At 53.7% G+C, this 23,347-nt stretch carries 27 protein-coding genes; 3 read left to right on the top strand and 24 right to left on the bottom strand.

Annotated features, from left to right (window positions below; genetic code table 11):
- Positions 1 to 4 precede the first annotated feature (4 nt).
- The 8 genes from ACDI13_RS17020 to ACDI13_RS16985 all read right to left on the bottom strand — a co-directional run bounded on the left by ACDI13_RS17020 (position 5) and on the right by ACDI13_RS16985 (position 6,517).
- The gene (locus tag ACDI13_RS17020) at positions 5 to 274 is read right to left on the bottom strand and encodes an HPr family phosphocarrier protein (protein WP_094196578.1); all 270 of its coding nucleotides are present in this window, start codon (positions 272 to 274) and stop codon (positions 5 to 7) included.
- A gap of 29 nt (positions 275 to 303) precedes the next feature.
- On the bottom strand, positions 304 to 711 hold the full coding sequence (locus tag ACDI13_RS17015) for a PTS sugar transporter subunit IIA (RefSeq protein WP_316990031.1): 408 nt from the start codon (positions 709 to 711) through the stop codon (positions 304 to 306).
- Entirely contained in the window at positions 708 to 1,670 is a 963-nt protein-coding gene (gshB, locus tag ACDI13_RS17010; RefSeq protein WP_316990030.1) for a glutathione synthase, read from the bottom strand. The genes ACDI13_RS17015 and gshB overlap by 4 nt, the downstream gene beginning before the upstream one ends.
- A gap of 128 nt (positions 1,671 to 1,798) precedes the next feature.
- On the bottom strand, positions 1,799 to 2,323 hold the full coding sequence (gene infC, locus ACDI13_RS17005; RefSeq protein WP_316990110.1) for a translation initiation factor IF-3: 525 nt from the start codon (positions 2,321 to 2,323) through the stop codon (positions 1,799 to 1,801).
- Between the two features lie 46 nt (positions 2,324 to 2,369).
- Positions 2,370 to 4,292 carry a threonine--tRNA ligase gene (thrS, locus tag ACDI13_RS17000; protein ID WP_316989975.1) on the bottom strand — a complete coding sequence of 641 codons (1,923 nt, stop codon included), beginning with the start codon at positions 4,290 to 4,292 and terminating at the stop codon, positions 2,370 to 2,372.
- 231 nt (positions 4,293 to 4,523) lie between these two features.
- Complete coding sequence (locus tag ACDI13_RS16995; RefSeq protein WP_316989976.1) at positions 4,524 to 4,769, bottom strand: DUF333 domain-containing protein; 246 nt, start codon at positions 4,767 to 4,769, stop codon at positions 4,524 to 4,526.
- A gap of 597 nt (positions 4,770 to 5,366) precedes the next feature.
- Positions 5,367 to 5,534, bottom strand: a complete 168-nt coding sequence (locus ACDI13_RS16990) for a hypothetical protein (protein ID WP_316989977.1) — start codon at positions 5,532 to 5,534, stop codon at positions 5,367 to 5,369.
- Positions 5,535 to 5,578: 44 nt separating this feature from the next.
- A complete protein-coding gene (locus tag ACDI13_RS16985) occupies positions 5,579 to 6,517 on the bottom strand; it encodes a carbohydrate kinase family protein (RefSeq protein WP_316989978.1) in 939 nt (312 codons plus the stop codon).
- 258 nt (positions 6,518 to 6,775) lie between these two features.
- Here ACDI13_RS16985 and ACDI13_RS16980 point away from each other — a divergent pair, with 258 nt between their 5' ends.
- Positions 6,776 to 7,069, top strand: coding sequence for a hypothetical protein (locus ACDI13_RS16980; RefSeq protein ID WP_003800394.1), 294 nt, complete (start codon positions 6,776 to 6,778; stop codon positions 7,067 to 7,069).
- Between the two features lie 39 nt (positions 7,070 to 7,108).
- On the opposite strand, the gene ACDI13_RS16975 is transcribed toward ACDI13_RS16980, so the two are convergent.
- From ACDI13_RS16975 to ACDI13_RS16950, 6 genes are all read right to left on the bottom strand, one after another.
- Complete coding sequence (locus ACDI13_RS16975; RefSeq protein ID WP_316989979.1) at positions 7,109 to 7,348, bottom strand: DUF333 domain-containing protein; 240 nt, start codon at positions 7,346 to 7,348, stop codon at positions 7,109 to 7,111.
- 45 nt (positions 7,349 to 7,393) lie between these two features.
- Positions 7,394 to 7,948, bottom strand: a complete 555-nt coding sequence (locus ACDI13_RS16970; RefSeq protein ID WP_316989980.1) for a WG repeat-containing protein — start codon at positions 7,946 to 7,948, stop codon at positions 7,394 to 7,396.
- A 61-nt stretch (positions 7,949 to 8,009) separates the two neighbouring features.
- Positions 8,010 to 8,768 carry a class I SAM-dependent methyltransferase gene (locus tag ACDI13_RS16965; protein WP_316989981.1) on the bottom strand — a complete coding sequence of 253 codons (759 nt, stop codon included), beginning with the start codon at positions 8,766 to 8,768 and terminating at the stop codon, positions 8,010 to 8,012.
- A gap of 15 nt (positions 8,769 to 8,783) precedes the next feature.
- Positions 8,784 to 9,245, bottom strand: a complete 462-nt coding sequence (locus ACDI13_RS16960; RefSeq protein WP_316989982.1) for an NfeD family protein — start codon at positions 9,243 to 9,245, stop codon at positions 8,784 to 8,786.
- Between the two features lie 14 nt (positions 9,246 to 9,259).
- Positions 9,260 to 10,186, bottom strand: coding sequence for an SPFH domain-containing protein (locus ACDI13_RS16955; protein ID WP_316989983.1), 927 nt, complete (start codon positions 10,184 to 10,186; stop codon positions 9,260 to 9,262).
- Positions 10,187 to 10,356: 170 nt separating this feature from the next.
- Positions 10,357 to 11,151, bottom strand: a complete 795-nt coding sequence (locus ACDI13_RS16950) for a hypothetical protein (RefSeq protein ID WP_316989984.1) — start codon at positions 11,149 to 11,151, stop codon at positions 10,357 to 10,359.
- Positions 11,152 to 11,348: 197 nt separating this feature from the next.
- Here ACDI13_RS16950 and ACDI13_RS16945 point away from each other — a divergent pair, with 197 nt between their 5' ends.
- Positions 11,349 to 11,678: a DHCW motif cupin fold protein gene (locus ACDI13_RS16945; protein ID WP_316989985.1), complete on the top strand. Its 330-nt coding sequence runs from the start codon at positions 11,349 to 11,351 to the stop codon at positions 11,676 to 11,678.
- Between the two features lie 56 nt (positions 11,679 to 11,734).
- On the opposite strand, the gene ACDI13_RS16940 is transcribed toward ACDI13_RS16945, so the two are convergent.
- The 7 genes from ACDI13_RS16940 to ACDI13_RS16910 all read right to left on the bottom strand — a co-directional run bounded on the left by ACDI13_RS16940 (position 11,735) and on the right by ACDI13_RS16910 (position 18,718).
- Positions 11,735 to 12,193, bottom strand: coding sequence for a PEGA domain-containing protein (locus tag ACDI13_RS16940; RefSeq protein WP_316989986.1), 459 nt, complete (start codon positions 12,191 to 12,193; stop codon positions 11,735 to 11,737).
- Positions 12,194 to 12,777: 584 nt separating this feature from the next.
- Entirely contained in the window at positions 12,778 to 13,398 is a 621-nt protein-coding gene (locus tag ACDI13_RS16935) for a LysE family translocator (RefSeq protein WP_316989989.1), read from the bottom strand.
- Between the two features lie 210 nt (positions 13,399 to 13,608).
- Positions 13,609 to 14,943, bottom strand: coding sequence for an MFS transporter (locus tag ACDI13_RS16930; protein ID WP_316989987.1), 1,335 nt, complete (start codon positions 14,941 to 14,943; stop codon positions 13,609 to 13,611).
- Positions 14,944 to 15,014: 71 nt separating this feature from the next.
- Positions 15,015 to 15,785, bottom strand: a complete 771-nt coding sequence (locus ACDI13_RS16925) for a 1,6-dihydroxycyclohexa-2,4-diene-1-carboxylate dehydrogenase (RefSeq protein ID WP_372372525.1) — start codon at positions 15,783 to 15,785, stop codon at positions 15,015 to 15,017.
- 65 nt (positions 15,786 to 15,850) lie between these two features.
- A complete protein-coding gene (gene benC / locus ACDI13_RS16920) occupies positions 15,851 to 16,858 on the bottom strand; it encodes a benzoate 1,2-dioxygenase electron transfer component BenC (RefSeq protein WP_316991076.1) in 1,008 nt (335 codons plus the stop codon).
- A 15-nt stretch (positions 16,859 to 16,873) separates the two neighbouring features.
- Positions 16,874 to 17,362 (bottom strand): benzoate 1,2-dioxygenase small subunit, encoded by a 489-nt coding sequence (gene benB / locus ACDI13_RS16915; protein ID WP_316991075.1) that lies wholly within the window; start codon positions 17,360 to 17,362, stop codon positions 16,874 to 16,876.
- Between the two features lie 3 nt (positions 17,363 to 17,365).
- Positions 17,366 to 18,718, bottom strand: coding sequence for a Rieske 2Fe-2S domain-containing protein (locus ACDI13_RS16910; protein WP_316991074.1), 1,353 nt, complete (start codon positions 18,716 to 18,718; stop codon positions 17,366 to 17,368).
- 445 nt (positions 18,719 to 19,163) lie between these two features.
- Here ACDI13_RS16910 and ACDI13_RS16905 point away from each other — a divergent pair, with 445 nt between their 5' ends.
- Complete coding sequence (locus ACDI13_RS16905) at positions 19,164 to 20,102, top strand: LysR family transcriptional regulator (RefSeq protein ID WP_316991073.1); 939 nt, start codon at positions 19,164 to 19,166, stop codon at positions 20,100 to 20,102.
- 229 nt (positions 20,103 to 20,331) lie between these two features.
- On the opposite strand, the gene ACDI13_RS16900 is transcribed toward ACDI13_RS16905, so the two are convergent.
- From ACDI13_RS16900 to ACDI13_RS16890, 3 genes are all read right to left on the bottom strand, one after another.
- Complete coding sequence (locus tag ACDI13_RS16900; protein ID WP_035267734.1) at positions 20,332 to 21,393, bottom strand: NADH:ubiquinone reductase (Na(+)-transporting) subunit F; 1,062 nt, start codon at positions 21,391 to 21,393, stop codon at positions 20,332 to 20,334.
- A 15-nt stretch (positions 21,394 to 21,408) separates the two neighbouring features.
- Positions 21,409 to 21,771, bottom strand: coding sequence for a phenol hydroxylase subunit P4 (locus tag ACDI13_RS16895; RefSeq protein WP_045931447.1), 363 nt, complete (start codon positions 21,769 to 21,771; stop codon positions 21,409 to 21,411).
- Positions 21,772 to 21,836: 65 nt separating this feature from the next.
- The gene (locus ACDI13_RS16890; RefSeq protein ID WP_021446663.1) at positions 21,837 to 23,342 is read right to left on the bottom strand and encodes an aromatic/alkene/methane monooxygenase hydroxylase/oxygenase subunit alpha; all 1,506 of its coding nucleotides are present in this window, start codon (positions 23,340 to 23,342) and stop codon (positions 21,837 to 21,839) included.
- Positions 23,343 to 23,347 lie beyond the last annotated feature (5 nt).

Raw genomic sequence — 23,347 nt, 5'->3', positions numbered from 1 at the left:
TTCCCTATTCGTTTTCACCAAACTTGGCATCAAACAAGGCCTGAATATCATTGAGGGCCTGATCAGCATCCTCACCCTGAGCATCGATAACCACGGTGACCCCCATTCCGGCGGCCAGCATCATGACGCCCATAATACTTTTTGCATTCACGCGCTGAGAGCCACGCGCGATAAAAATCTCACTGCGGTACCGGCCTGCCAACTGCGTCAGCTTGGCCGCTGCCCGAGCATGAAGACCTAATTTATTACTGATCGTGATGGATACGCTAGGCATAAGGGCAACTGAAAAAATGAAAATTCAAATTAGCAATGGCAGTCGGCATGAACAATGCCACGCAATGCGCCTGCCATGACATCCCGAGCGAACTGCTCGGGATTGTCACGCCGCTCGGTCAAGGCTTTCAAGACCATGCACATATTGGTGCCGGTCAATAAGTAAGCGCCCTGCCCTTGATCTTGCAAAGCCTGCTGAACCCGACGGGCCACGTTAAAGGGAGTGGCACCGTAAAGATCACACAATATCAGTGTGGCGGGCGAGCCCGGCGCTTGCGTTTGCAACTGTCCCAGCAAGCGGTCCACTGCCGTATCCGTGCATTCGTCGGCCTGTATGTCAAAAACAAACAGATCGGGCTTTTCACCCAGGACGTGCTCGGCACAACTGGCAAACGCACTGGCCAGGGGCTCGTGCATGATCAAGGCAAGGCGAATCACGCGCGTTCCGTCGCTTGTTCGACGGCCTGGGCAAAACGCTGCGCAACGTCAAAGCCTGTCTGGTCCGTAATTTCAACAAAACAGGTTGGACTGGTCACATTGATCTCCGTGACGTAGTCACCAATCACATCCAAACCGATCAGCAGCAAACCACGAGCCGCCAGCACAGGTCCCAAGGTACGAGCAATATGCCAGTCGTGTTCGGACAAAGGTTGGGCTACCCCACGACCGCCTGCAGCCAGATTACCGCGCGTCTCACCTGCCAAAGGGATACGCGCCAAGGCATAAGGCACCGGTTCACCACCAATAATCAGGATACGCTTGTCCCCCTTGACGATTTCCGGAATATAGCGTTGCGCCATAATGGTTTGTGTCCCATTGGCCGTCAGCGTTTCCAGGATAGCTCCCAGATTAGGCTCGGGGTCTTGCAAACGGAAAATACCCATGCCGCCCATGCCGTCCAGCGGTTTGACAATTACATCCTTGTGTTCCTGGTGAAAGGCGCGCAAGCGGACCATGTCACGGGTAACCAAGGTGGGGGGGGTAAATTCCGGAAATTCGGTAATAGCGAGTTTTTCGGGGTGATTACGGATGGCTACACCCGAATTGAATACCTTGGCGCCCTGCTCTTGCGCAAAGCTGAGCAAATGCGTGGAATAGGAGTACTCCATATCAAAAGGCGGGTCTTTGCGCATGATAACTGCATCAAAGACATTCAATTCCTGCTCGGTGGCAGGCTCAGGATGCGTCCACCACGACGGCACACGCAAATCGGCATCAGCGGCAATGCTCACAGCCTGACTGCGTGTACAAACCCGGCTTTGGGAAATATACAAATCAGACTGCAAAGTGACGCTGACGCGATGACCACGCGCCAGAAATGCACGCATCATGGCAACGGAGGAATCCTTGTACGCCGACAGGCTGGACAAGGGATCAATGATGAATAAAACGTGCATATCACACCTAGAGAAAAACGCCTTTGCAGACGAGCTGCAAAGGCGATTGCGATCGACCCGCTACTTGGGAGAGAGTTGACCGGCGCAAAATACCCCTGGGCAGATCCAGGCCGTATTAGGCAAAAGTATCAGGACGTTTTCTTGCGAGGTGCCAAGACCATGACCATTTGACGGCCTTCCAGCTTGGGCATGGCTTCAACCTGACAGATTTCGCTGACTTCGTCGCGGACCCGTTCCAGTACGCGCATCCCCAATTCCTGGTGAGCCATCTCACGACCACGGAAACGCAAAGTCACTTTGACTTTATCGCCATCATCAATGAAACGCTTCACATTGCGCAGCTTGACCTGGTAGTCTCCTTCGTCCGTACCGGGACGGAACTTGACTTCCTTGATCTGAACGACTTTCTGCTTGGCCTTGGCTTCTTGTTGGCGCTTCTGTTCCTGATAACGGAATTTGCCGTAATCCATCAAACGACAAACGGGTGGTGCAGCCGTAGGGGCAATTTCCACCAAATCCACATCATGTTGTTCTGCCATTGCCAAGGCTTCAGGCACCTTGACGATACCTAGCTGCTCACCCTCGACTCCAATGAGTCGCACCTCTGGAATACGAATTTCACCATTGATGCGATGTTTTTTCTCGGTTGCGATGTCGAAAACTCCTAAAAATGTCGATAAAAACGATAGCGTTTCTGTTTTACTGACGGCTATCGATCTCTTGCTTCAATCGTGCTGAAAAATCGGCTATTGGCATGACGCCCAAGTCCACACCGCCACGCGCACGTACGGCAACAGCGCCGTTTTCACGCTCTTTTTCACCCACGACCAGAATATAGGGCACTTTTTGCATGCTGTGCTCACGAATTTTACGAGTGATTTTTTCACCACGCAAATCAGAGGAGGCACGGAACCCCATTTTCTTCAAACTTTGTGCTACGGACTGGGCGTAATCCGCTGAACTTTCAGAAATGCAGCATACCACCACATGCTCGGGGGCCAACCAGGCAGGCAAAGCACCGGCGTGGTTTTCAATCAGCATGCCGATAAAACGCTCGAAAGAACCTAAAATAGCACGGTGCAACATGACAGGCACACGACGCTGATCCTGGGCATCCACATACTCGGCACCCAAACGGGCTGGCATGGAGAAGTCCACCTGGATGGTGCCGCACTGCCAATGACGACCAATAGCGTCTTTCAATGTGTATTCAATCTTCGGACCGTAGAAAGCGCCCTCGCCTTCCGATATCTCGAACTCGCAGCCGGTACGGCGCAAGCTTTCGATCAGAGCCTGTTCCGCTTTGTCCCAAACCGCATCGTCGCCAATACGCTTTTCAGGACGAGTAGCCACTTTATACAGGATTTCGGTAAAGCCAAAGTCCGCGTAGACAGCTTGCAACTGCGCAGTAAAGGCGGCGCATTCGTCTTGCAATTGGTCTTCGGTACAGAAAATGTGGCCGTCGTCTTGGGTAAAGCCGCGTACGCGCATCATACCGTGCAAGGCACCCGAGGGTTCATTGCGATGGCACTGACCGAACTCGCCGTAGCGGATAGGCAGTTCACGGTAGGAATGCAGACCGGAATTGAAGATTTGCACGTGGCCAGGACAATTCATGGGCTTCAAGCCGTAAACACGGTTCTCCGACTCGGTCGTGAACATGTTTTCAGCGTAGTTGTCCCAGTGGCCCGTTTTCTTCCACAGCGACAAATCCAGAATTTGAGGTGCTTTCACCTCCTGGTAACCATTGTCCTGATAGACGCGGCGAATATATTGCTCGACCTGTTGCCAGATCACCCAACCTTTGGGGTGCCAGAAAATCAGACCGGGGGCCTCTTCCTGGAAATGGAACAGATCCAGCTCACGACCCAATTTGCGATGGTCACGGCGCTCGGCCTCTTCCAGCATGGTCAGGTAGGCTTGCTGATCTTCCTTGGTCGCCCAGGCAGTCCCGTAAATACGTTGCAGCATTTCGTTATTGCTGTCGCCACGCCAGTAAGCCCCGGCTACTTTCATCAGCTTGAATACTTTCAGCTTGCCAGTGGAGGGCACGTGAGGGCCACGGCACAAGTCGATGAAATCGCCTTCGCGGTACAGGCTGATCGGCTCGTTGGACGGAATGGAGGCAATGATCTCTGCCTTGTAATCCTCGCCGATGCTCTTGAAGAACTCGACAGCGTCGTCGCGCAGCCACTCTTCACGAGTCACCACTTCGTCCTTCTTGGCCAGCTCGGCCATTTTCTTTTCAATGGCTTCCAGATCCTCAGGCGTAAAGGCGCGCTTGTAGGAAAAGTCGTAGTAAAAGCCGTTGTCGATGACCGGGCCAATGGTGACCTGGGCATCCGGGAACAGGCTTTTGACCGCATAAGCCAGCAAGTGGGCGGTAGAGTGACGAATCAAATCCAGACCGTCGGCGTCTTTGGCGGTGATGATGGCCAAATGGCTGTCCTGGTCGATCACATACGAGGTGTCCACCAGACGCGACTCGGTACCGGGCGTGCCGACACGGCCTGCCAGGGCGGCGCGGCCCAGGCCAGTACCAATCGAGTTCGCCACTTCGCTGACGGAAACCGGGCCCTGAAACTCTCGCTGGGAGCCATCGGGCAGTGTGATTCGGACCATAACACTTCCTGAAATAAAAAACGCGGCTTTGAAAAAGCCGCGCTTTTGAATTGAACGTTCTTGGAAAGCAAACGAAACGCTACGCGGCCACGGCTAGTTTTGCCGACGGGTAGTTCGCGTTGAGTTCATAAGATTCTACTTCCCAAATAACACATTTGATTGGATAAGTTTATCACCTTCGCCTACGATCGCGGTGCTGTATCGCCACAAAAACCACATTTGGCAAAGAATTCAGTCCATACGGGGATACCAGCTACGGTAAAAGGCCCACTCTTCAGACTCCGAGCCATCTTTCATCAAGCAGGTCCCATACGCACCACGCTCACTTTTGTGAACAATGGTTTGTCCGCCCATGCTCTGACAAAATGTAGAAGCCAAATTAGCTTGAGCCACAGGTTTGGTAGCCGTTTGGGTAGAGCTGGCGCATGCCGATAACATCAAAGAGCCTGCCCAGGCAGAAACTAAGCGGAAAAACATGATTTCCTTCTCCTTGACCTGACGTTTACTGATGCCTGGCCTGTCATTTGACACGATGGCTGACCAAGCAGCGTCTGCTGTTAACGCAAGCTTAAAAAAGCCTTCGGGCGCTGGGCGCAACACAGATCGTGGAAATAGCTTACTACACTTGTTTGATGGGAAAAGTGAGCAATGGCAGGCGTGCAGCAAAAGCAACACATCAAGTAAAAGAAGACGTTGAAATCACGCGTAAGTAGCCGGGATTTATTACAAAACAAGACCGTGCCGGATGTGACTCACGAGCGATGCAGCCAGAAAGACAGCAGAATGAAGCCCAGAATCCCGCAACCAGCCAGCATTAATACCACTGGTACATAATCGATCAGATTCGAGGCAGTAATCATGATGCGTATCCTGAGGTGTCAACTAAAACAAGCTTGAAACCATGGTAACTGCCCACCTTCAGAACACGAAGTCAACGATTGTCAAGAACAGACACAGCGCAGACACAAAGACGAGAACCGAGCTACACAAACTTACTTCTGCGGCAAAAAAAACAGCAAAGGCTCACAACGCGCAACAACAGGCCACACAAAGACGCTTTGCATCTGTGCCCTATCACTTAAGAACGGTAAAAATCACATAAACCACAGGGACAGCCAAGGGCGTAATCATTAATAAAGCCGTATCCCGTTTCCATGTCTGGGGACGGGTATGACAGAGTGTGATGCCCAATAACACCATCACCAGCAGATATACGCCCACAATAATGACAGCAGCAGCCATCCCCTCTCCCTTGCGATTGTTCTACTCTGTTGTTTGTTGGGTAATCACAAAGCCAGAATATCCTCCGCGCTTTGCCCGAACAGAGGCGGAAACGTATTGGCCGCCCACTGTCCCAACCGTGCTGCCGCTGCCTGGTTGGCCAAATCCAGGGCCTCTGACGGTTTCAGGCCCCGTTTCCAGGCCAAGGCAAAGCTGGACAGGAACGCATCCCCGGCCCCAACTGTTGAACGCACCATGACTTTGCTCGCAGGCTGCACATACTGCTGTCCATTGAAAGCCAGCACCGCCCCCTGCACACCCAAGGTAATCAACACAGCTTGCCGGGAATGATGTTGCACATGTCGAGCCAGCTCGTACGCTTCCTGAATGGATAATTCCAGTTGAATATCAGCGTCCTGAACGCCTGCCAGCATTTGCGCCTCCACCGCATTCAAACCCAGCACATCTGCGCGTGCGTAGACCTGTTTGAACCCCTGGCCTTGATGCTGCAAACACGCCACACTGGGATTGACCACCAAGCAAGCTGAGGTATCCCTTCTTTCCGCCAAGGCCTGCGCCACACTTTCCATAGGCTGCAAGGCCAAGGGAGCCACATAAATCAGGTCTGCTTGCAAGTCTTGAGCCTGGACACGCAGGCAGGCATTTGCCCCACGTCGTGCCAGCACCGAAGCACTGCCGGACGGCTCGACCAGGACAATGGCTTTACCGGTGAGCTGATCAGGACAGATCTGCATACTGCTGACATCTATTCCCAACTGCTTGATCTGTGAGCGCAAACGCGCCCCCAGGCCGTCTCGACCCAGCGCCCCCAGCAGCCGAACCGACTCGCCTTGCCCCATAAAGCTGGCTGTCGCATTCAGCGCACCACCTCCGGGGTACAAATCGATCGAACCCACTTCCTGCTTGTCGCCACGCGCCAGCTCGGCTGGCATGCCTGAGACCACAATATCAACGGTAATACTGCCAATTACGACAAGCTGCACCCTGAACCTCGGCCATGAAAAAGAAAGCGTAAATCTGTTTGAAGCAGTATACCTACGGGCTCGGGTAGATCGTCTATGGTGGAAAATCAGGGCTGGGCGAGCTGTGCAAAGCCGAACAAGCGCACGCATCTTTTCAGCCTGTTTGGGGGTGCAAAAAAAAGCCGACTCATAGTTGATGCCACAGACATCACAAAAATCTGGCTCAAGATAAAAAGACATGCTAAATTACTGTTTATCCATACAGCAAAAAGAAGCATCATGTCCTATACCATCACTTTGCACGACGCTCCTTCCGATATCACCGAACGCGGCCGCCGCGAGGCTGAGGAGCGTTTTCGCCGCAGCTTAGAAAAAGTCATGCAAGGCCCGGAGGCCGTGGTCCAGGCCTATCGAGCGTGGCAACTGGCCGAAGAAACGGCAGAGACGGAATTGTCCGGGGAAGACATTGCCCTGGCCAAGAAATGGATTGCCGCCGCCACGCGCGCCATGAGCGATGGCTTTCGTGATCTGGGCGAGTCCGAAGCCTACTTTGAGGTCCGTATCGAACGCTAATATAAAAGCCAGCAAATAGCTGGCTTTTATGATCTGACATCAGGACTTTGCCGAAGGGTGGTCACGGCGCATCAGCTCCCACTCTTCAATCACCGTGCCATCCGGCAAGGTACACATGCCCACTTGCCCTGTTGGTGTGTTGACGATATCCAAACGCCCGCCCTTCTCCAGGCAATAAGCCGAGGCCGGATTGGCAATACCCACGGGTGGTTGTGTCGAGGCTTGATTGGCGCAAGCAGACAAGACGCCAACCAGTCCCAGGATTCCCCATTTCTTCATCGTGTTCTCCGGATAAGTTCTGTACTGCAGTGTACTGTGCACGGACTAGTTTTCGGGCTGATCTTTTGGTGCTGTCAAAGGATTGGAAATATTTCCCCAGTGCTGGCAGTGAACTGAACGGTGTTCGCCGTGTGAAATGAGCTTGCAATTCATACCAACCTTGGCTTTGCCCTCCACAAAAGGAAAGGCAAAATCGTAACGGGCCGGAATCCAGATTTTCAGTGATTGATCGTGAAAGCCCATCTTCCCTTTGGCGACGAAACGAGCCAGACCCTCTTCAAAATAATCGGGGCCGTTGTCGTAAATAAAGGGGCGCAGAACTGCTTCGCCCCTTTCATTTACATAAACCCAGCCTTGTTCATCCTGTATCAGGCTTTGCCCTTGTGCGGCGGGGCTGAATACAGGTTGTAGAACCAATATAAAAGCAGATAGGGCTGAAAGCATCCGTCGTCCGGATCCAAGTCCAACAGCTTGCAATCCTGCAATTGCTGTTGCTGTTGCTGTTGCTGTTGCTGTTGCTGTTGCTGTTGCTGTTGCTGTTGCCGTACCAGTATCCACGCATGAACCTATGCCATTGCTCATATCGCGTACGGTTTCCACCTTGGCCACCACACTAATACGATTACTGGCACCAGTCCCAGTCCCAGTCCCAGTCCCAGTCTTACAGCTTGCGCGCTTCAAACGAAATAATTCCGTCAGTGTCCTGCGGTGTCTTGCCGTACTGATACCCGCCGGAGATAACAATCTCGCCAAAGCCCACTTGCTCCAGCGCCATGCGCAGTTCCTGAACACCCCACCAGCGCAGCGAGAATTGTTCCAGCTGGGTTTCCAGCAAGACACCATGCTCCCACAACTCGTAGCGATGCATTTCACGGCTTACCTGGGCGCAGTAATCTTTGTCCAGAGCGGTGGCATTGAGGGTAATCAGTCCATGCGGAGGGGCCGACCAGGTCCGCATACCGGGATGCACATTGACAATCGCCGCGACCGGGTCCAGATCCAACAACAGCCGTCCACCTGGCTTCAGGTTGGCATGAAAACGGCGTAGCGCGGCCATGCCTTGCTCAAACGAGTCCAGTAGTTGAAAAGAGCCGGCCGGCACCACGATCGCCTCCCAAAGACGATCTGCTGTGAAATCCGTAAAACCGGCCAGTTGAATCTGTGAGTTCAAAGACCGCAGGTCCAATTCACGTTGGCAGTAATCCAACATTTCCTGCGACAGATCGAAGCCGCTGACCTCCAGCCCCGCTTGCAGCAAGGGAATCAAAATACGCCCTGTGCCTACTGCGGGTTCCAGAATTGGCCCGCTTGTTCCTCGCAGACGCTCCAGGTAGTACTCCACATCCCCGAAAGAGCGTCCTACCGGCTTATCCAGGTGATACACCAAAGAAGCCAGCTTGCCGTAGCGATTGTTCATCATCGTTCTAACACCCTGCTATTTATCTTGCTCAACAGCTTGAACACGCATTTCAGCACCTTCTACTGCCAAGACCACAACCGCAGCGCCCTGCTCCAGATTCCGGGTCGCAGTAGCACTGTAATAACTATCGTTCAGCCGAATACGTCCCCGGCCATTTACAAAACCTTCGCTAACCTGAGCATGAGCACCAACATAAGCACTCAAGCCGGTATTCAGAATGTCGGGCTGATTGCTCCGACTGCGCCGCTGCCAGCGCACACCGACCACCACCCAGCCCAGCATGGCAACGGCCAGAATCAGCCATTGCAACCAGGAGGGAGCATCCGGCCAGACGGCGGCAAACAAGCCCACCGTCAAGGCCCCCAGGCCCAGCCATAATAGGTAGACGCCGGAAATAAGGACCTCGGCGGCGACCAGCACGACACCAGACACCAGCCAATACCAAAAGGAATCGAAAATGAATGACAAGATCAGCACCTCCCGCTGTTCGCTTAGCCTTGCCCCGCCTTGTTAGCGGTGGTCTTGAGCAGCTCGGTCACACCCGCCACTGCACCAGTAATACCGCTTGCCTCCAAAGGCATCAGCACCAACTTGCTATTCGGGCCTGTACCCACCTCACGCAAGGCTTCCACATACTTCAAGCCAACAAAATACTGCAAGGCCTGAACGTCACCACTCTTGATGGCTTCGGACACTTCACGGGTGGCGCGGGCCTCAGCTTCGGCTTCACGTTCACGCGCTTCAGCACGCAAGATAGCAGCTTGCTTTTCACCTTCAGCACGCAATACGGCTGCTTGCTTTTCGCCTTCAGCCTGCAGCACTTCCGCTTCTTTCTGGCCACTGGCCTTGGTCACGGCAGCACGACGATGGCGCTCTGCCGTCATTTGCAAATTCATGGCTTCCTGCAACTCAGGCGCCATATTCAAATCACGGATTTCCACGCGAGTGACTTTCACCCCCCAAGGTGTGGTGGCCGCATCCACTGCCGCCAGCAAACGATCGTTAATGACTTCGCGGTTGGACAGCATATGGTCCAGTTCCATCGAACCCAGAACCGAACGCAGGTTCGTGGTCGTCAGGTTCACAATGGCCAGTTCCAAGTGATCAATCTCATAGGCAGCCTGGGCCGCATTGTCAATGCGATAAAACACGACGCCATCCGCTGTCACCGCCACGTTGTCGCGGGAAATCACACTTTGCGAAGGCACATCCAGCACAGACTCCATCATTTTGAGCTTGCGGCCCACGCGATCCATAAAAGGCACCAGCAAGGACAAGCCTGGTGTCAAGGTGCGGGTGTAGCGACCAAATCGCTCAACTGTCCATTGCTGACCCTGGGGCACAACTTTGACCCCCGCCATCACCACGATCACGGCCAAAAACGCCAATACCACCATAAAAGTAAAGGAGCCACTCATATCGATACCTTCTCCAAGAACACAACTGAAAAAGCGATTTTAGCCCAGCCTTAGTGACAGATCCGCTAAAGCGGATGTTTGACCACCCCGCAGCCTTTCTCAGTGCTGTTCAAGCTGAACGGCGATGAAAGCTATGCACGTAAAAGTCAACGAAAAGACACGATCAAGCTTTAGTAACGCGGTGCAGGGGCATAGTGCCCATTGCCCTTATCGGCAGGAAAAGGATTGGGCGACCGCACGGCGGGTTGGGCAGACGTCACCGGGCGCACTTCATACAGCACCGTACCGATCACCCCAATATTGCGCGCGTCGCCCGCCAAGGTATTCGCGGCATAGGACCTATCTTTAGGAGAAAAACGGAAAGCCGCCACTTCATCAGCACTTTTACGAAAGCCTTCAATACGCAAGACAGCGCCAGCCTGCAAGAGATAGCCGTTATGACTGCGGCTGCCCGGTTTGCCCGACAAGACATCCAGGCCATCTACCGTGGTGACGATCTCATAAGGCCTGGAGCTGCGATTGGTATAGACCAGGACGTACCGCTCGCCTGCTTTGCCCGCCAACTGATAGTTTTTCTGCCCGATGCTGCTGTAAATCGTCAAAGGCACGTCACGTCCATCATGCACAGACAATTCCACTTTACCTTGATCCAGCAAGATGCTGCGCTGGGCATCCAGGTTTCGGCCCAAAGCCTGATAAATACTACGCTCATCGGAATAGGTCAATTGCAGCTCATCGCGCTGTGGCTCGATGGGCTGGGCCTGGACGGAATAGACTCGAGACTCACGCCCTTCTCCCCATTGCGTACCCAAGGTCGAGGCCGTTTGTGGGACAGTCGCCAAGACCGCCTGGCGCTGTACCGATTGTTGAGGCACACTGCTGCAAGCCGATAGCAACAAGGCAGCGGCCAACACGCTCCAGCATCGATGATGGCGTGCAGATAATAATGATTGAGACAGACTCATGCGCTTCCCCTTTTGTCATTACAAGTGCCATGACGAACCCTTGTTGAGCGCGAGTATTACTGATCTGGCTGCGTTTGTGACATCAGCAAATTTCTAAATTGAAATCGCCTGTATCAGGAAAAATTGATAAGGCGGCAAATCAAACGCCGCAAACAGGCCTACTATAAACAGCCCCCCTTCAAACGAGCCACAAAAGCATGGATATTCAGAACCTACCCTTTTGCACCGTCAACTGGTCTGACATTACGCCCACTGAACACAAAGGCGAAACAGGCATGGCCTTGTGGCGCACCCAGCAATTTGGCCCCATTCGCGTACGCATGGTGGAATACAGCCCCGGTTATCTGGCCGACCACTGGTGCGTAAAGGGCCATATGTTGCTGTGCCTGGAAGGCAAACTTGATACTGAACTGAAAGACGGACGCTGCTTCACCCTGGAGCCAGGGCAGTCCTACCATGTGGCTGACAATGCCGAGCCGCATCGTTCCTCCACCCAGACGGGCGCCAAGCTCTACATCGTCGATTAAAGCTGGTTACGTAAAAACATCCTTTGGGCGGTCAGGGCTGGCTGCTTGAAGGAGCACTAGCATTTTGATTTCCCCTGCAGCAGGCAATTGGTTTTACGCTGCTCTCGAAGTTGCTCTTGCATCAATCTACGGTTTTCTTCTTGTTGCGCGCGCAGTTGCCGCAAGGTCTGCACCCGCAAACCGTAATCCGCGTCCTGTGCATAACCGTCTCCCAAAGGACGTTTGGCCATTTGATAGCCAAAAACCGGAATCCGGGGAAGGTGCACCCGATTGCTATACGAAACCCGGTATCCACTGAGCCACTGCGCATAACAAGAGTCCGTATAAAGAACTCCTATGCGCTTATCGTCATCGCTAAGCGCATAGCGAATGGTCAGTGGGGTCTCACCATAGACGTTGCCATTGCAAACGACAGTGGCTCCTTCGGGGTCGCTATGATAAGTAACGGCGATACTGGAGCAAGCGCCAAGAAGCAGGGGAAAACATAAAACAAACAAGGTCTTGACGCCCGTCATTCTTTTTCTGCTCCGTATTGTTTCAAGCCACCAAGCGCAATAAATCATAATTTAAGATAGCCCAGTGGGGATTCCCTGTCATAGGCGATTCAGCATTGAAATATTATCAATAAACGACAGGGTGAACCTTAAAATACATCACTACAAAAACCAGAACACTTAAACACCAATGAAAAAGCCGCCCATAGGGCGGCTTGGCTGGTTAATGGTCTCCGTTTTTCTTGGAAATCTTATATTGAATCGTGTTTACTCGGGAAATCACTGGGCCAGTTCATGGGCATATCATTCATATCCAAGCCTCCTGCTATTTATGTAATAAAAAAGCCTAGGACGAGTTTTCATCCTAGCAAAAAAATTACAAACTTCAAGGATTAAACAACATATTCAGTGTTTACCCTGTACAAATAGAAACACAAACAAAACGGGCACTTCCCACAACAACATGGGAGTTTTCAAGCTTTTTGTATTGAACTAAAAAAAACACCCATAAAAACATGAGGCTTGGCCTTGCCAAGCGGATGACAGACATAAAAAAGCTCTCGCAAGGAGAGCTCTTTTTCACAGACCTAGGCGGGCCTATCACATCAGGAACGTCGCGCCATGGCCAGGATCACACCAAAACCTATCATCATGCTGCCGCTAATGCGGTTCACCCAGCGCAGACCACGCGCATTTTGCATCACGCCGGACAGCCTGGTCCCCACATAGGCATACGCCGCAATCGCGATCACTTCCAGCAGCAGGAAAATCACACCCTGTGTCATGAAGCTGGCCCAATAGTTATTCATATCCACAAATTGCGGGAAGAAGGCGGTGAAAATCAGAATGGCCTTAGGATTACCAATCGCCACGAAGAACTCCTGACGCACCAGGCCCCAGATATCTTTTTTGCTCACCTCAGTCTGCTCTGCTGACGTTTTACCACTGGCACGCAGTACCTTGATGCCCAGCCAGATCAGATACGCCGCCCCCGCGAGCTTGACCACGGTAAAGGCCGTTTCCGAGACCATCAACAAGGTTCCCATTCCCAAGGCCGCCACCACAATCATGATGGCAAAAGCGACCAGACGCCCCATGGCCGCCACCAGGGCAGTCGACACGCCTTGCTTGGCCCCTACCGTCATGGACAGCAGGTTGTTGGGGCCGAAGGCCATATTCAGAGCAAAACAGGCGGGTAAAAATAACAAAAAACTGCTGGCGGTCATGATTCTGGCTAGCTCCATAGACAATGCCAGCCATTCAATTTGAAAGGCTGGCATGCGTCGATTGAAAACGGTGTAGATGAACCTTGCTTCTGGCAGCCCCACAATCAGGAAGCTGCCGGAAAGAACAAGTATAACGATCTGGAGCCTGTTGGCACGACTCAAGCCCGTTGAGAACTTGGCATGACCATTTCTCCACCTGCCCTGGTGCTTTCAACCTACCACAGCATTGAAAGCCACTTTAGGTGATGAACGCGAGGATGCCAGAAACACCAGAAACGCGAGCATGGCGATAAGTCCCGGTACGGCAAAGGCCATGAAATTCATCTGCAAGGGCAACTTCGCCGCCATCAAGGTACCGCCCAGGAAAGGCCCGGCAATGGCACCGATTCGCCCTACTCCTGACGCCCAACCCAGGCCCGAAGAACGCATGGACAAGGGATAGAACTGCGCCGTATTGGCGTACAGCAGGATCTGCGTGCCAATGGTGGTGGCACCGGCAATCACGATCAACACGTACAGCACCAGCGTCGGGCTCTTGAAACCCAGCAAGGTAATGGACACCGCCGACACCAAAAAGAACCAGGCGACCACTTTAGGCAAGCTGAAACGGTCTCCCAGCCAACCACCCAGAATCGCACCAAACATGCCGCCCAGGTTCAAGGCCACCAAAAAGGACAGGCTGGAACCCAGGCTATAGCCCGCATTGGCCATCAGTTTAGGCAACCAGGAACCGAGGGCATAGACCATCAAGAGGCAGCAGAAAAACGCCACCCAGATCATCAAGGTGCCCAGCAAGCGCCCTTCCTTGACCAGATCCAGCATGGGCACGCCCGTCTGTTTCTGTTCATTCAAAGTCAAAACGGTATCTTGAGACACGCCCATTTCAGGGGCCAGAGCCTGAACAATACGCCGTGCTTTTTCCTCTTGCCCCTGACGCATCAGAAACGCCAACGATTCTGGCAGCTTCCAGACAATGAAAGGCAGCAGCAACAACGGAATGGCCGCACAGAAAAACATGGACTGCCAGCCAAAACGCGGCAGCATGTAGATACCGATCGCCGCCGACAACAGGCCGCCCAATGAATAGCCACTGAACATGATCGCCACCAAGGTACTGCGCGAACGTTTAGGCGAATACTCATTCATCAAGGCTACGGCATTGGGCATCAAGCCGCCACAGCCCAGGCCAGCCAGAAAGCGATACACACCAAACTCGGTCGGTGAACTCGCAAAACCATTCAAGAATGTAGCCAGACTGAACAAGGCAAAGCAGATCGTCACGCCTTTTTTGCGGCCAATCTTGTCTGCCAGCGGCCCGAATACAAATGCACCAAACATCATGCCAAACAAGGCGTAGCTGCCCAAAGCCCCGGCTTGCACCGGCGTCAAATTCCACTCGTCCATCAGCACCGGCAAGACCACGCCGTAAATGAACAGGTCATAGCCATCGAATATCAGCAACAAGGCGCACAGGCTCATCACCATCCAGTGAAAGCGCCCGAAGCGCGCCTGCTCAATCACTTCATTAACTTCTCGTGTGTTCATGATTTGTCTCCCCCAAATGGAGTTTTTTTGTCTTGATGCCCTTCGCTCTACCAGCCGCGCGCATCGCTTGATCAGCCCTGGTCGCCGCCTCCTACTGGCAAGACAGTGCCGGTGATATAGGACGCCTCGTCCGAGGCCAAAAACAAAATGCTGGCGGCCTGTTCATCCAGGCTGCCGTAGCGCTTCATCAAACTGCTGGACACGGTCTGATCCACAATCTGCTGATACCAGATCGCTTCCTGGGGATCTTCCTGGTTCTGGGTATTGCGAGGAATGCGCCGTGGCGGTGCCTCGGTCCCGCCGGGTGAAACAGCATTGACCCGAATGCCGCGCTGGGCATTCTCGAAAGCCAAAGAGGCGGTCAAGGCATTGACGCCCCCTTTGGCCGCGGCATAAGGCACGCGGTTGATGCTGCGAGTGGCAATCGAGGACACATTCACAATGGCCCCGCTCCCCTGCTTTTGCATGCTGGGCAACACGGCATGACAGGACCACAGGGTTGGAAACAGGGAGCGGCGTATCTCGGCCTCGATCTGCGTCGGCGTGTAATGTTCGTAAGGACGCGTCCAGATCGTGCCCCCGACGTTATTGATCAAAACATCAATACGCCCCCACTTATCCAGCGCCGCCTGGGCTGCGGCCTGCGCACCTTCAACGGTTTCCAGATCCACTTCCAGCGTCAAGACCGCCTCGTCGGCCAGTTCCCGCACCAGTTCCGAACGGTCTACGGCCAGCACCCAAGCCCCTTCGGCCTGCAAACGCTCGGCAACACGACGACCAATGCCTTGGGCTGCGCCCGTAACAATGGCCACTTTTTGATGAAAACGCACAGGCGCAGTCATGATCTTTCCTTGTAAGAGTCATCCAGCACAGTACGCCCCGCCAAGGGGGCGCTGCTTGAATGCATTTATTGGCTGGTGATGAATTTTTCGTAATAGAAATTCATGGGGGCATGGGCTTGCGCATCAATGAACTGGCTGACCGCATCCACCATGGGGGGTGGCCCGCACAGGTACACATCCACCTGCCCCTCATGCCAATGCGCCGGATCCAGGTGCTGGGTGACGTAGCCTTTGCGTTCGTGGCGGGATTCTGGATCGACCACGCAGGTGGTGTAGCTGAATCCGGGCAAACGCTGGGTATAGGAATCCAGCTCAGCCAACATCACCAAGTCCTGATCACGCGTGACGCCATAAACCAGATGCACAGCTTGCGTACAGCCTTGCTGGACCAGGACTTCCAACATGGACAAGAACGGCGCCAAGCCTGTGCCACCGGCCAGGAACAGCAAGGGGCGCGTTACCTGACGCAGATAAAAACCGCCCAAAGGTCCGGTCATTTCCACCTGCTGACCTAGCGGCTGCGCCGCCAGCCAGGAACTCATCAGGCCGCCCGGCACTTGCTTGATCAGGAAACTCAAACGCGGCCCTCCCGGCGCAGAGCTGAAGGAATAGGAGCGATGCGCCTGCCCGCCGGGCACCGTGATATTCACGTACTGCCCAGGCAGGAAAGGCAAGGCCTCATCGGCCGCATCAATCTTCAGTTCGTAAGCCGCATCCTCATACTGACGGCATTCCGATACCTGCCCCTGCCACTTAGCCACGGCGGTCTTGCACACACCCGATGAAATCGGCACAGCAATCACGCAGTCCGACTTGGGAATCATCTGGCAGGTCAGAACCAAACCCTTGTCCGCTTCCTCTTGCGTCAGGGCATCCTCGATATAGTCATCGCCCTGCTCATACTGACCACTTTCGGCCTGACATTTACAAGTGCCGCACACCCCGTCCGAGCAATCCATAGGCAGATTGATCTGATGGCGATACGCGGCATCCAGCACTTTTTCGTGTTCCCCACAGTCCACGAAACGGGTGACACCGTCCTCAAAATTCAGCGCAATACGATAGCTGTTCACGACTAACCCCCGGCTTTAAATGTGATACACATCAATCACTTGACGGATATAGTCGTTCTTGAGCACTACCTTTTTTTGCTCGATCAACCAGCCCTGTTCCTGAGACGACAAAGTCAGATAAATGGTGCCGAAGAACTGATCCGTCACCCGGTAGCGATGGTTCATCGTCAAAAAGTTATAGCGGACGTCCACCTGTCCCTCGCGCTCGGCCAGAATCTCAATATTGCTGAGCATATGAGCAGTACGCGGCTCCGGCGTAGAAGCACCAGAACGCTCGGTCTTGATGCGAAACACCCGATCTTCCAGACCGTTACGATTGGGATAAAAGATCAAGGAGATCTCGCTGTGCGGATCTTCGGTCAGTTGATCATCATCGTCCCAGCAAGGCATCCAGTATTGGGCGTTGGGGCTATAGCATTCCAGCCATTCATCCCACTGACGATCGTCCAGCAAACGGGCTTCGCGATAGAGGAAAGCGCAAATCGAGTGATACGTTGCGTGCATGGCTTAGGCCTCCCCGTTTTCTGCTTTCAGTGCCTGGCTCATGGTCTTGGCCCAGTACTCGTGCTGGCAGACAAACAAGCCTTCATCTTCACTACGCCCGCCACTGATCAAGGGCTTCATGCCCATGGCAGTAGCGTTCTCGTCCGGGCCTTGCACCCACAGGGGGGCGCCTCGGCTCAAGTCATTCCAGGGGGCAGCCATACCGGCATAGCCTTCCTGACAGGCACGGAACTCCTCCAGATCGTCTGCCGTTCCCATGCCAGACACATTGAAAAAATCTTCGTACTGACGGATACGGATGGCACGCTGCTCGGCGCTTTCACCCTTGGGGCCAAAGCAGTAAATCGAGACTTCCGTCTTGTCCACGCTGATAGGACGCGTTACCCGAATCTGGGTAGAGAACTGGTCCATCAGATACACGTTCGGGTACAGACACAGGTTGCGGGTCTGATTCACGATGAACTCGGCACGTTCCTCGCCCAGACGCTGCTTCAGCTCCTCGCGGTGCTCATAGACCGGGCGCACGGTTGGATTCATGGTCTTGGTCCAGAGCAATATATGGCCATAATCAAAGCCATACACACCGCCCAGACTTTTGCTCCAGCCGTTCGCATCCACCGCTTGCGTGCCGCCCTCTTTGCGACGACCCATCGTGGCGGAATAATTCCAGTGCACGCTGCTGACGTGGTAGCCGTCGGCGCCGTTTTCAATCTGCAGCTTCCAGTTGCCGTCGTAAATATAGGAAGAATTGCCGCGCAGCACTTCCAGGCCTTCAGGGGCTTGATCCACGATCTGGTCGATGATGACCTTGGTTTCACCCAGATATTCGTCCAGAGACACCACATCCGGATTCAAACTGCCAAACAGAAAGCCGCGATAGTTCTCAAAGCGCGCGACACGCTTCAAGTCGTGCGAGCCTTCGGTATTGAACTGCTCGGGATACTGGGTGTTCTTCTCATCCTTGACCTTGAGCAGCTTGCCGGCGTTATTGAAGGTCCAACCATGAAAAGGACAGGTAAAGCTGCCCTTATTGCCATGTTTACGGCGACACAGCATGGCGCCCCGGTGCGCACAGGCATTGATAAAGGCATTCAAGCCGCCGTCTTTGCCGCGTGTCAGAAACACGGGCTGACGACCAATATAGGTCGTGAAGTAATCATTCACATTGGGCAGTTGGCTTTCATGCGCCAGATAGACCCAATTGCCTTCAAAAATATGCTTCATCTCCAGCTCGAACAAATCCGGATTCGTGAAGATGTCGCGACGGCAGCGATACACGCCTATTTCTGGGTTTTCTTCCAGGGCAGTATCAAGCAAGTGCCTGATATCGTTGGTTTTATCCATAAGGACTGACATGATGTGGCCTTTATGAGAGTGGCAGCCGTCCCTGCCCATGCCCTTGAAGGCATAGCAAGTACGCGTGATAGAAAAGAAAAATCGCTCCGGATTGAGACCGGACTGACTCGTGGCAGCGTATTGCTGGCTTAACCTTGAGCCTGATTCAAACCCGACAGGGACACCATCGGGCTGATATTGCCCAGCCCTTTTTATCTAAAAACCCTGGGCTGTTCTGCATGGCTTTCATTACAGTCTTTGGAGTGGCAGCCTTCCAATACCATATTGGTCCCGCTTCATAGCAAAATACTATAGTTTGTTTTTTTATGAATAAAATCAACACCTTGAAGAAAAACAAAAACAAAACCTATCGTTAACCCTAGAGCTTGTCGGGTATATGCTTGAAGCTTGGATGGTCGAGATAGGTGATATATTGGTCCGGATTTTCTGGACCTGGACCACAGGCATGGACTTGAAACAAATCCGCTATTTTGTTGCGGTCGCCAAAGCGCGTAATTTCACTCGTGCTGCCGAACAATTACACATCGCCCAACCTGCACTCAGCAGGCAGATCCAGTTGTTGGAACAAGAACTCAATGTGCTGCTGCTATCACGTGAGAGCCGCCCCCTGCAACTGACCGAGGCAGGCCGCATTTTTTACGAGCAATCCCTGCAATTGCTCAATCGTGTGGAAGTGATGAAGGCGGCGACCACTGAAGTCGGTCTGAACCAGCGCCCGCAATTATCAATTGGCTTTGTGGCCTCCACCTTGTACGGTGGCCTGCCCATCCTGATCCAGAAGTTCCGCCACGCCTACCCGGATATCCGCTTTCACTTTCTGGAGCTGACCTCCAGCCAGCAAATTGCCGCCTTGCGCGCCGGACGCATTGATATTGCTTTTGGACGTGTGCGTATTCATGACAGCGCGGTCTGTCGCACCGTTCTGCGTGAAGAACGCCTGGTGCTGGCGATCCCGCCCAAGATTGACTTGGCCAAGGACCGGGGGCCAGTGTCCTTGCAAGTCATCGCTGATCACGCCTTTATTGTGTATCCCAAGTCTCCACGGCCCAGCTTTGCCGATCATGTATTGAACATTCTGCACGACAACGCCGTTTTCCCCTCCGAAGTACACGAGGTTAAGGAACTGCAAACGGCCATGGGACTGGTCGCAGGCGGCGTGGGTTTGTGCCTGATTCCTTCCGCCGCCCAGATACGCAGCGATCTGGTGTACCGACTGATTGACGACGAGAAAGTAACCTCGCCCATTATTTTCAGCCACAGAAAAAACGACAACTCCTGGTACATCGCTCAGATGCATGCGTTTATTGAAGAGATGTATGCGGAAAAACCACCCTGGCTAATTCCAGGGCACAGCGCCTTTAGCAACGGGCCGCCATCCTGTTGATGGCTGCAAGCCTATGGGCAACTGGCCTGCTCAGGCTTGCAGCGAAACCTTCTGCCTCGGCTGCTTGCGCTGATACGGTCAGACGGCAAAGCTGCCACCGACTAATACAAAAAGGCCCTGCAAAGCGTCGTTAACGCGTCTTGCAAGGCCAGAAAGCTGCGGCGTTCACGACCACCAGCCGCAGATCTTTTCACTGAAAAAAGTCTGGTCGGCAGTCAGTTAAAACCGCTTAGATACGCTTGAACAGCGCTGAGCGTACCTTGCCGGTTGCACCATCCGCGGCTGTCAGGAATTGTTCCATGTGAATATCGCGCTCGAAGAGGCGGCTTTGCATCAGGGTGGAAATCGCCGCTTCAATCATGGGAGGCGGGCCGCACAAATAGGCTTTATTGCCTGAACAACGTTGCTCAAAGAACTGACCCACGGCTTCATGCACAAAGCCCACAAAACCTTCCCAGGCATCATCCGGCAAAGGTGCATTCAAGGCCGGAATGTAGTGGAAATTGTCGTGCTTTTCGGCCAGTTGATAGAAATGATCCGCGTGATACAGCTCGGCTTTATTGCGCGCACCCTGGAACAGATAGATAGGACGGGTATCGCCCTCTTCCAGCAAATCCATAATCATGGATTCGGGGCTGGACAGGCCCGAGCCGCCGGCGATGAAAATCGCGCCTTGCGGGTCGGACTTGCGCACAAAGAACTGACCATAAGGGCCGGACACATCCAGAGACTGCCCCACTTGCAGTTCATCATGAAGCCAGGTCGTGCCTGCGCCCCCTTCTACCTTGCGTACGTGCAAATCAATAATGCCGCTCATGGACGGCGGATTCGCAATGGAGAAAGCACGGGTACTGTCGATGGACGGCACATGCAGGTTGATGTACTGCCCGGCCTGGAACGCCATCGGACGATCCAGTTCCAGACGAATGTGCTTGATCGTGGGCGACAAGTCTTCAATCAGGACAACCTTGCCCTGATAATCCTCGACGGGCAGGCCTTGGAAATCCGGGTCCACGTCCACGTCGGCCTCGATGACCATATCGGATTCGGGCAGGCAGCAGCAAGCCAGCAGCTTGCCTTCGTCCCGCTCCGAATCCATCAGGGCAAAGCTGGACGCATCGCCTGCGTCTGCATAGCCTTCCAGCACCTGCACCTTGCAGGTGCCACACGTGCCATGTCCACAGGCAAAAGGCAACCAAACCCCTTGTCGCAACGCAGCGTCCAACAAGGTTTGTCCATCTTCCACCTCTACCACATCACCTGTGGGTTCTACGGTTACCTGATACGTCATTGCTGCCTCCGCCTCTTATACGCCTGTACCCTTGTAGCCATTCAGGCCAGGGGTTTTGAAACGCAACAAGGATTTGTGATCGAAACCCTTGGCACCCAAGGTGTCATCAGGATTCAGTTCGACCGCTTCGCCATTCAGATTCCATTGCACCTTGCTCCATTCGATCTGCTCAAAGTCAGGGTGCTGGGCAAAGCCGGCAGGCAACAGTTGCTGGATCATCTGAGACACGGTCATCTCGGGCTGAACCAGAAAGGCCTTGGCCGAGCAGAACAAAAGGTGCTCGTCCCAGCCTATATACAGCAACATGCTGTCGCCATAGTGCGACTGCTGGTCGCGCGCATAGCCTTGGTAGTCCGGGGTAATTGCAGTAACTGCCATATTGATCTCCAATTTTTATAGGTAGTGGCAGTGCCTACCGAGGCACTGCCCTTTTTCTCGTGTGACTAGGCCGTCACTCCTTTCCATTCGTTCCAGCGTGCCTCGTCCACCGAGCCCTTGAAGTCCATATTGTCGACACCCACGTTCAGTTGGTAGTAGTCGCTCAGGATCTTCTCCAATTCGGGGCCACCGCAACCGCCTTGCAGGATCTGGTTCACCGGCAGCCAGGCCTGGATGTACTTTTCAGGCTCGTGCTCGAAAATGTCGCGGCAGCCGTCCGAGCAGGTGTGGTAACGCTCGCCCTTGTACTGGCTTTGGCGGTAGGTAATTTCGTCGGGTTTTTCCATGTCGGTAAAGGTCATGGGCACCTGACATACCTGGCACAGCTGGGGCAGACCGCTGGAGTAGAAGCGCTTGCCTTCGGCTTCCATTTTCTTGGCCATTTCCCAGCGTGGGCGGTAGTACTTGTCGAAGGTGTCGGGGTACTTGGCGCTGAGCCAATCCAGTTCCTCGTCGCTGGGGATCCAGGTGTGGAAACCAGCAGCGTGACCGAAGTTGTAGAAAATCCACCAGGCCTGGTGCGAGATGTGCTCTTTCTCTTTCTCGATCACTTCGCTGTACTTGGGCATACGAATGCCGTAGCGAGCCAGATCCTTGAACAGAGCACCACCAGCCTGCTCGAAATAAACCTCCCAAGCTTCTTTCCAGGACATGACCTTGTTGGGCAACATATAGTCCATCATCATGCCGACCACGGACAGCAAACGGGTACCACGCCAGAACCACTTGTCGATCCACTGCTGAACGATAGGTACGTTGTCCTCGTGCTGCTCCAACAGGAACTTGATCACTTCCAGGCCCAGCGTCATGTGGCGTGCTTCGTCAGACTGCGAGCTGAAGCCGAAAGTCACCGTGGCCATATCGCCGTTGTAAGCCGCGCCCGACATGAAGGGCACAAACAGCAGGTTGGTCAGCACGTACTCGAAGGAGAAGCTGATTGCCAGCAGGAACTCGAAGGGACCAGCAGCACGGGCATCTTCAAAAAAGGACTTGGGCACGGACAGGTACCAGACGCGGTCGTGCATATGGCTCCAGTCCTGGAAGCCATTGAAAAACTTGTTGTAATGGCTCATGGCGTGAACCTGCGTCTGGACGTGACGCAGCTCGTCAATCGACTGCATCTGGCACGCAATACGTGCGCCGATGCCGCTGAATTGACGGCCCACATGGGAGTAGCCCTGATAAGCCTGGTACTCCAACGGGGTCACCGCGGTCAGGAACACCTTGATCGCGTTCAGGTAACGCGGATCGGAAATATTCATCTGGCCATTATTCTGCGCGAAGGCATCAAAAATGGCGTACAGCTTCTTTTCTTTTTCGGCCTGGTACTTCCAGTACGCGTCCATTGTCAGACGGAACGGATCTTCCCATTTGGACCAATCGGTAATCTTGATGCCCTCGAACTCCTCGTAGGGGAAGGCGTCCTTGCGATCCTGGTAGCTGAATTCCCAGTCCAGATCACGCGTCAAATAGCGATATTTGTCTTTGATATTTAGTTTTTTCGTGGCCATATTGC

It is taken from the genome of Alcaligenes faecalis (assembly GCF_041521385.1).
Taxonomy (GTDB): domain Bacteria; phylum Pseudomonadota; class Gammaproteobacteria; order Burkholderiales; family Burkholderiaceae_B; genus Alcaligenes; species Alcaligenes faecalis_E.
The sequence above is the reverse complement of the archived record's forward strand: the minus strand, read 5'-3'. Positions and strand labels throughout refer to the sequence as shown.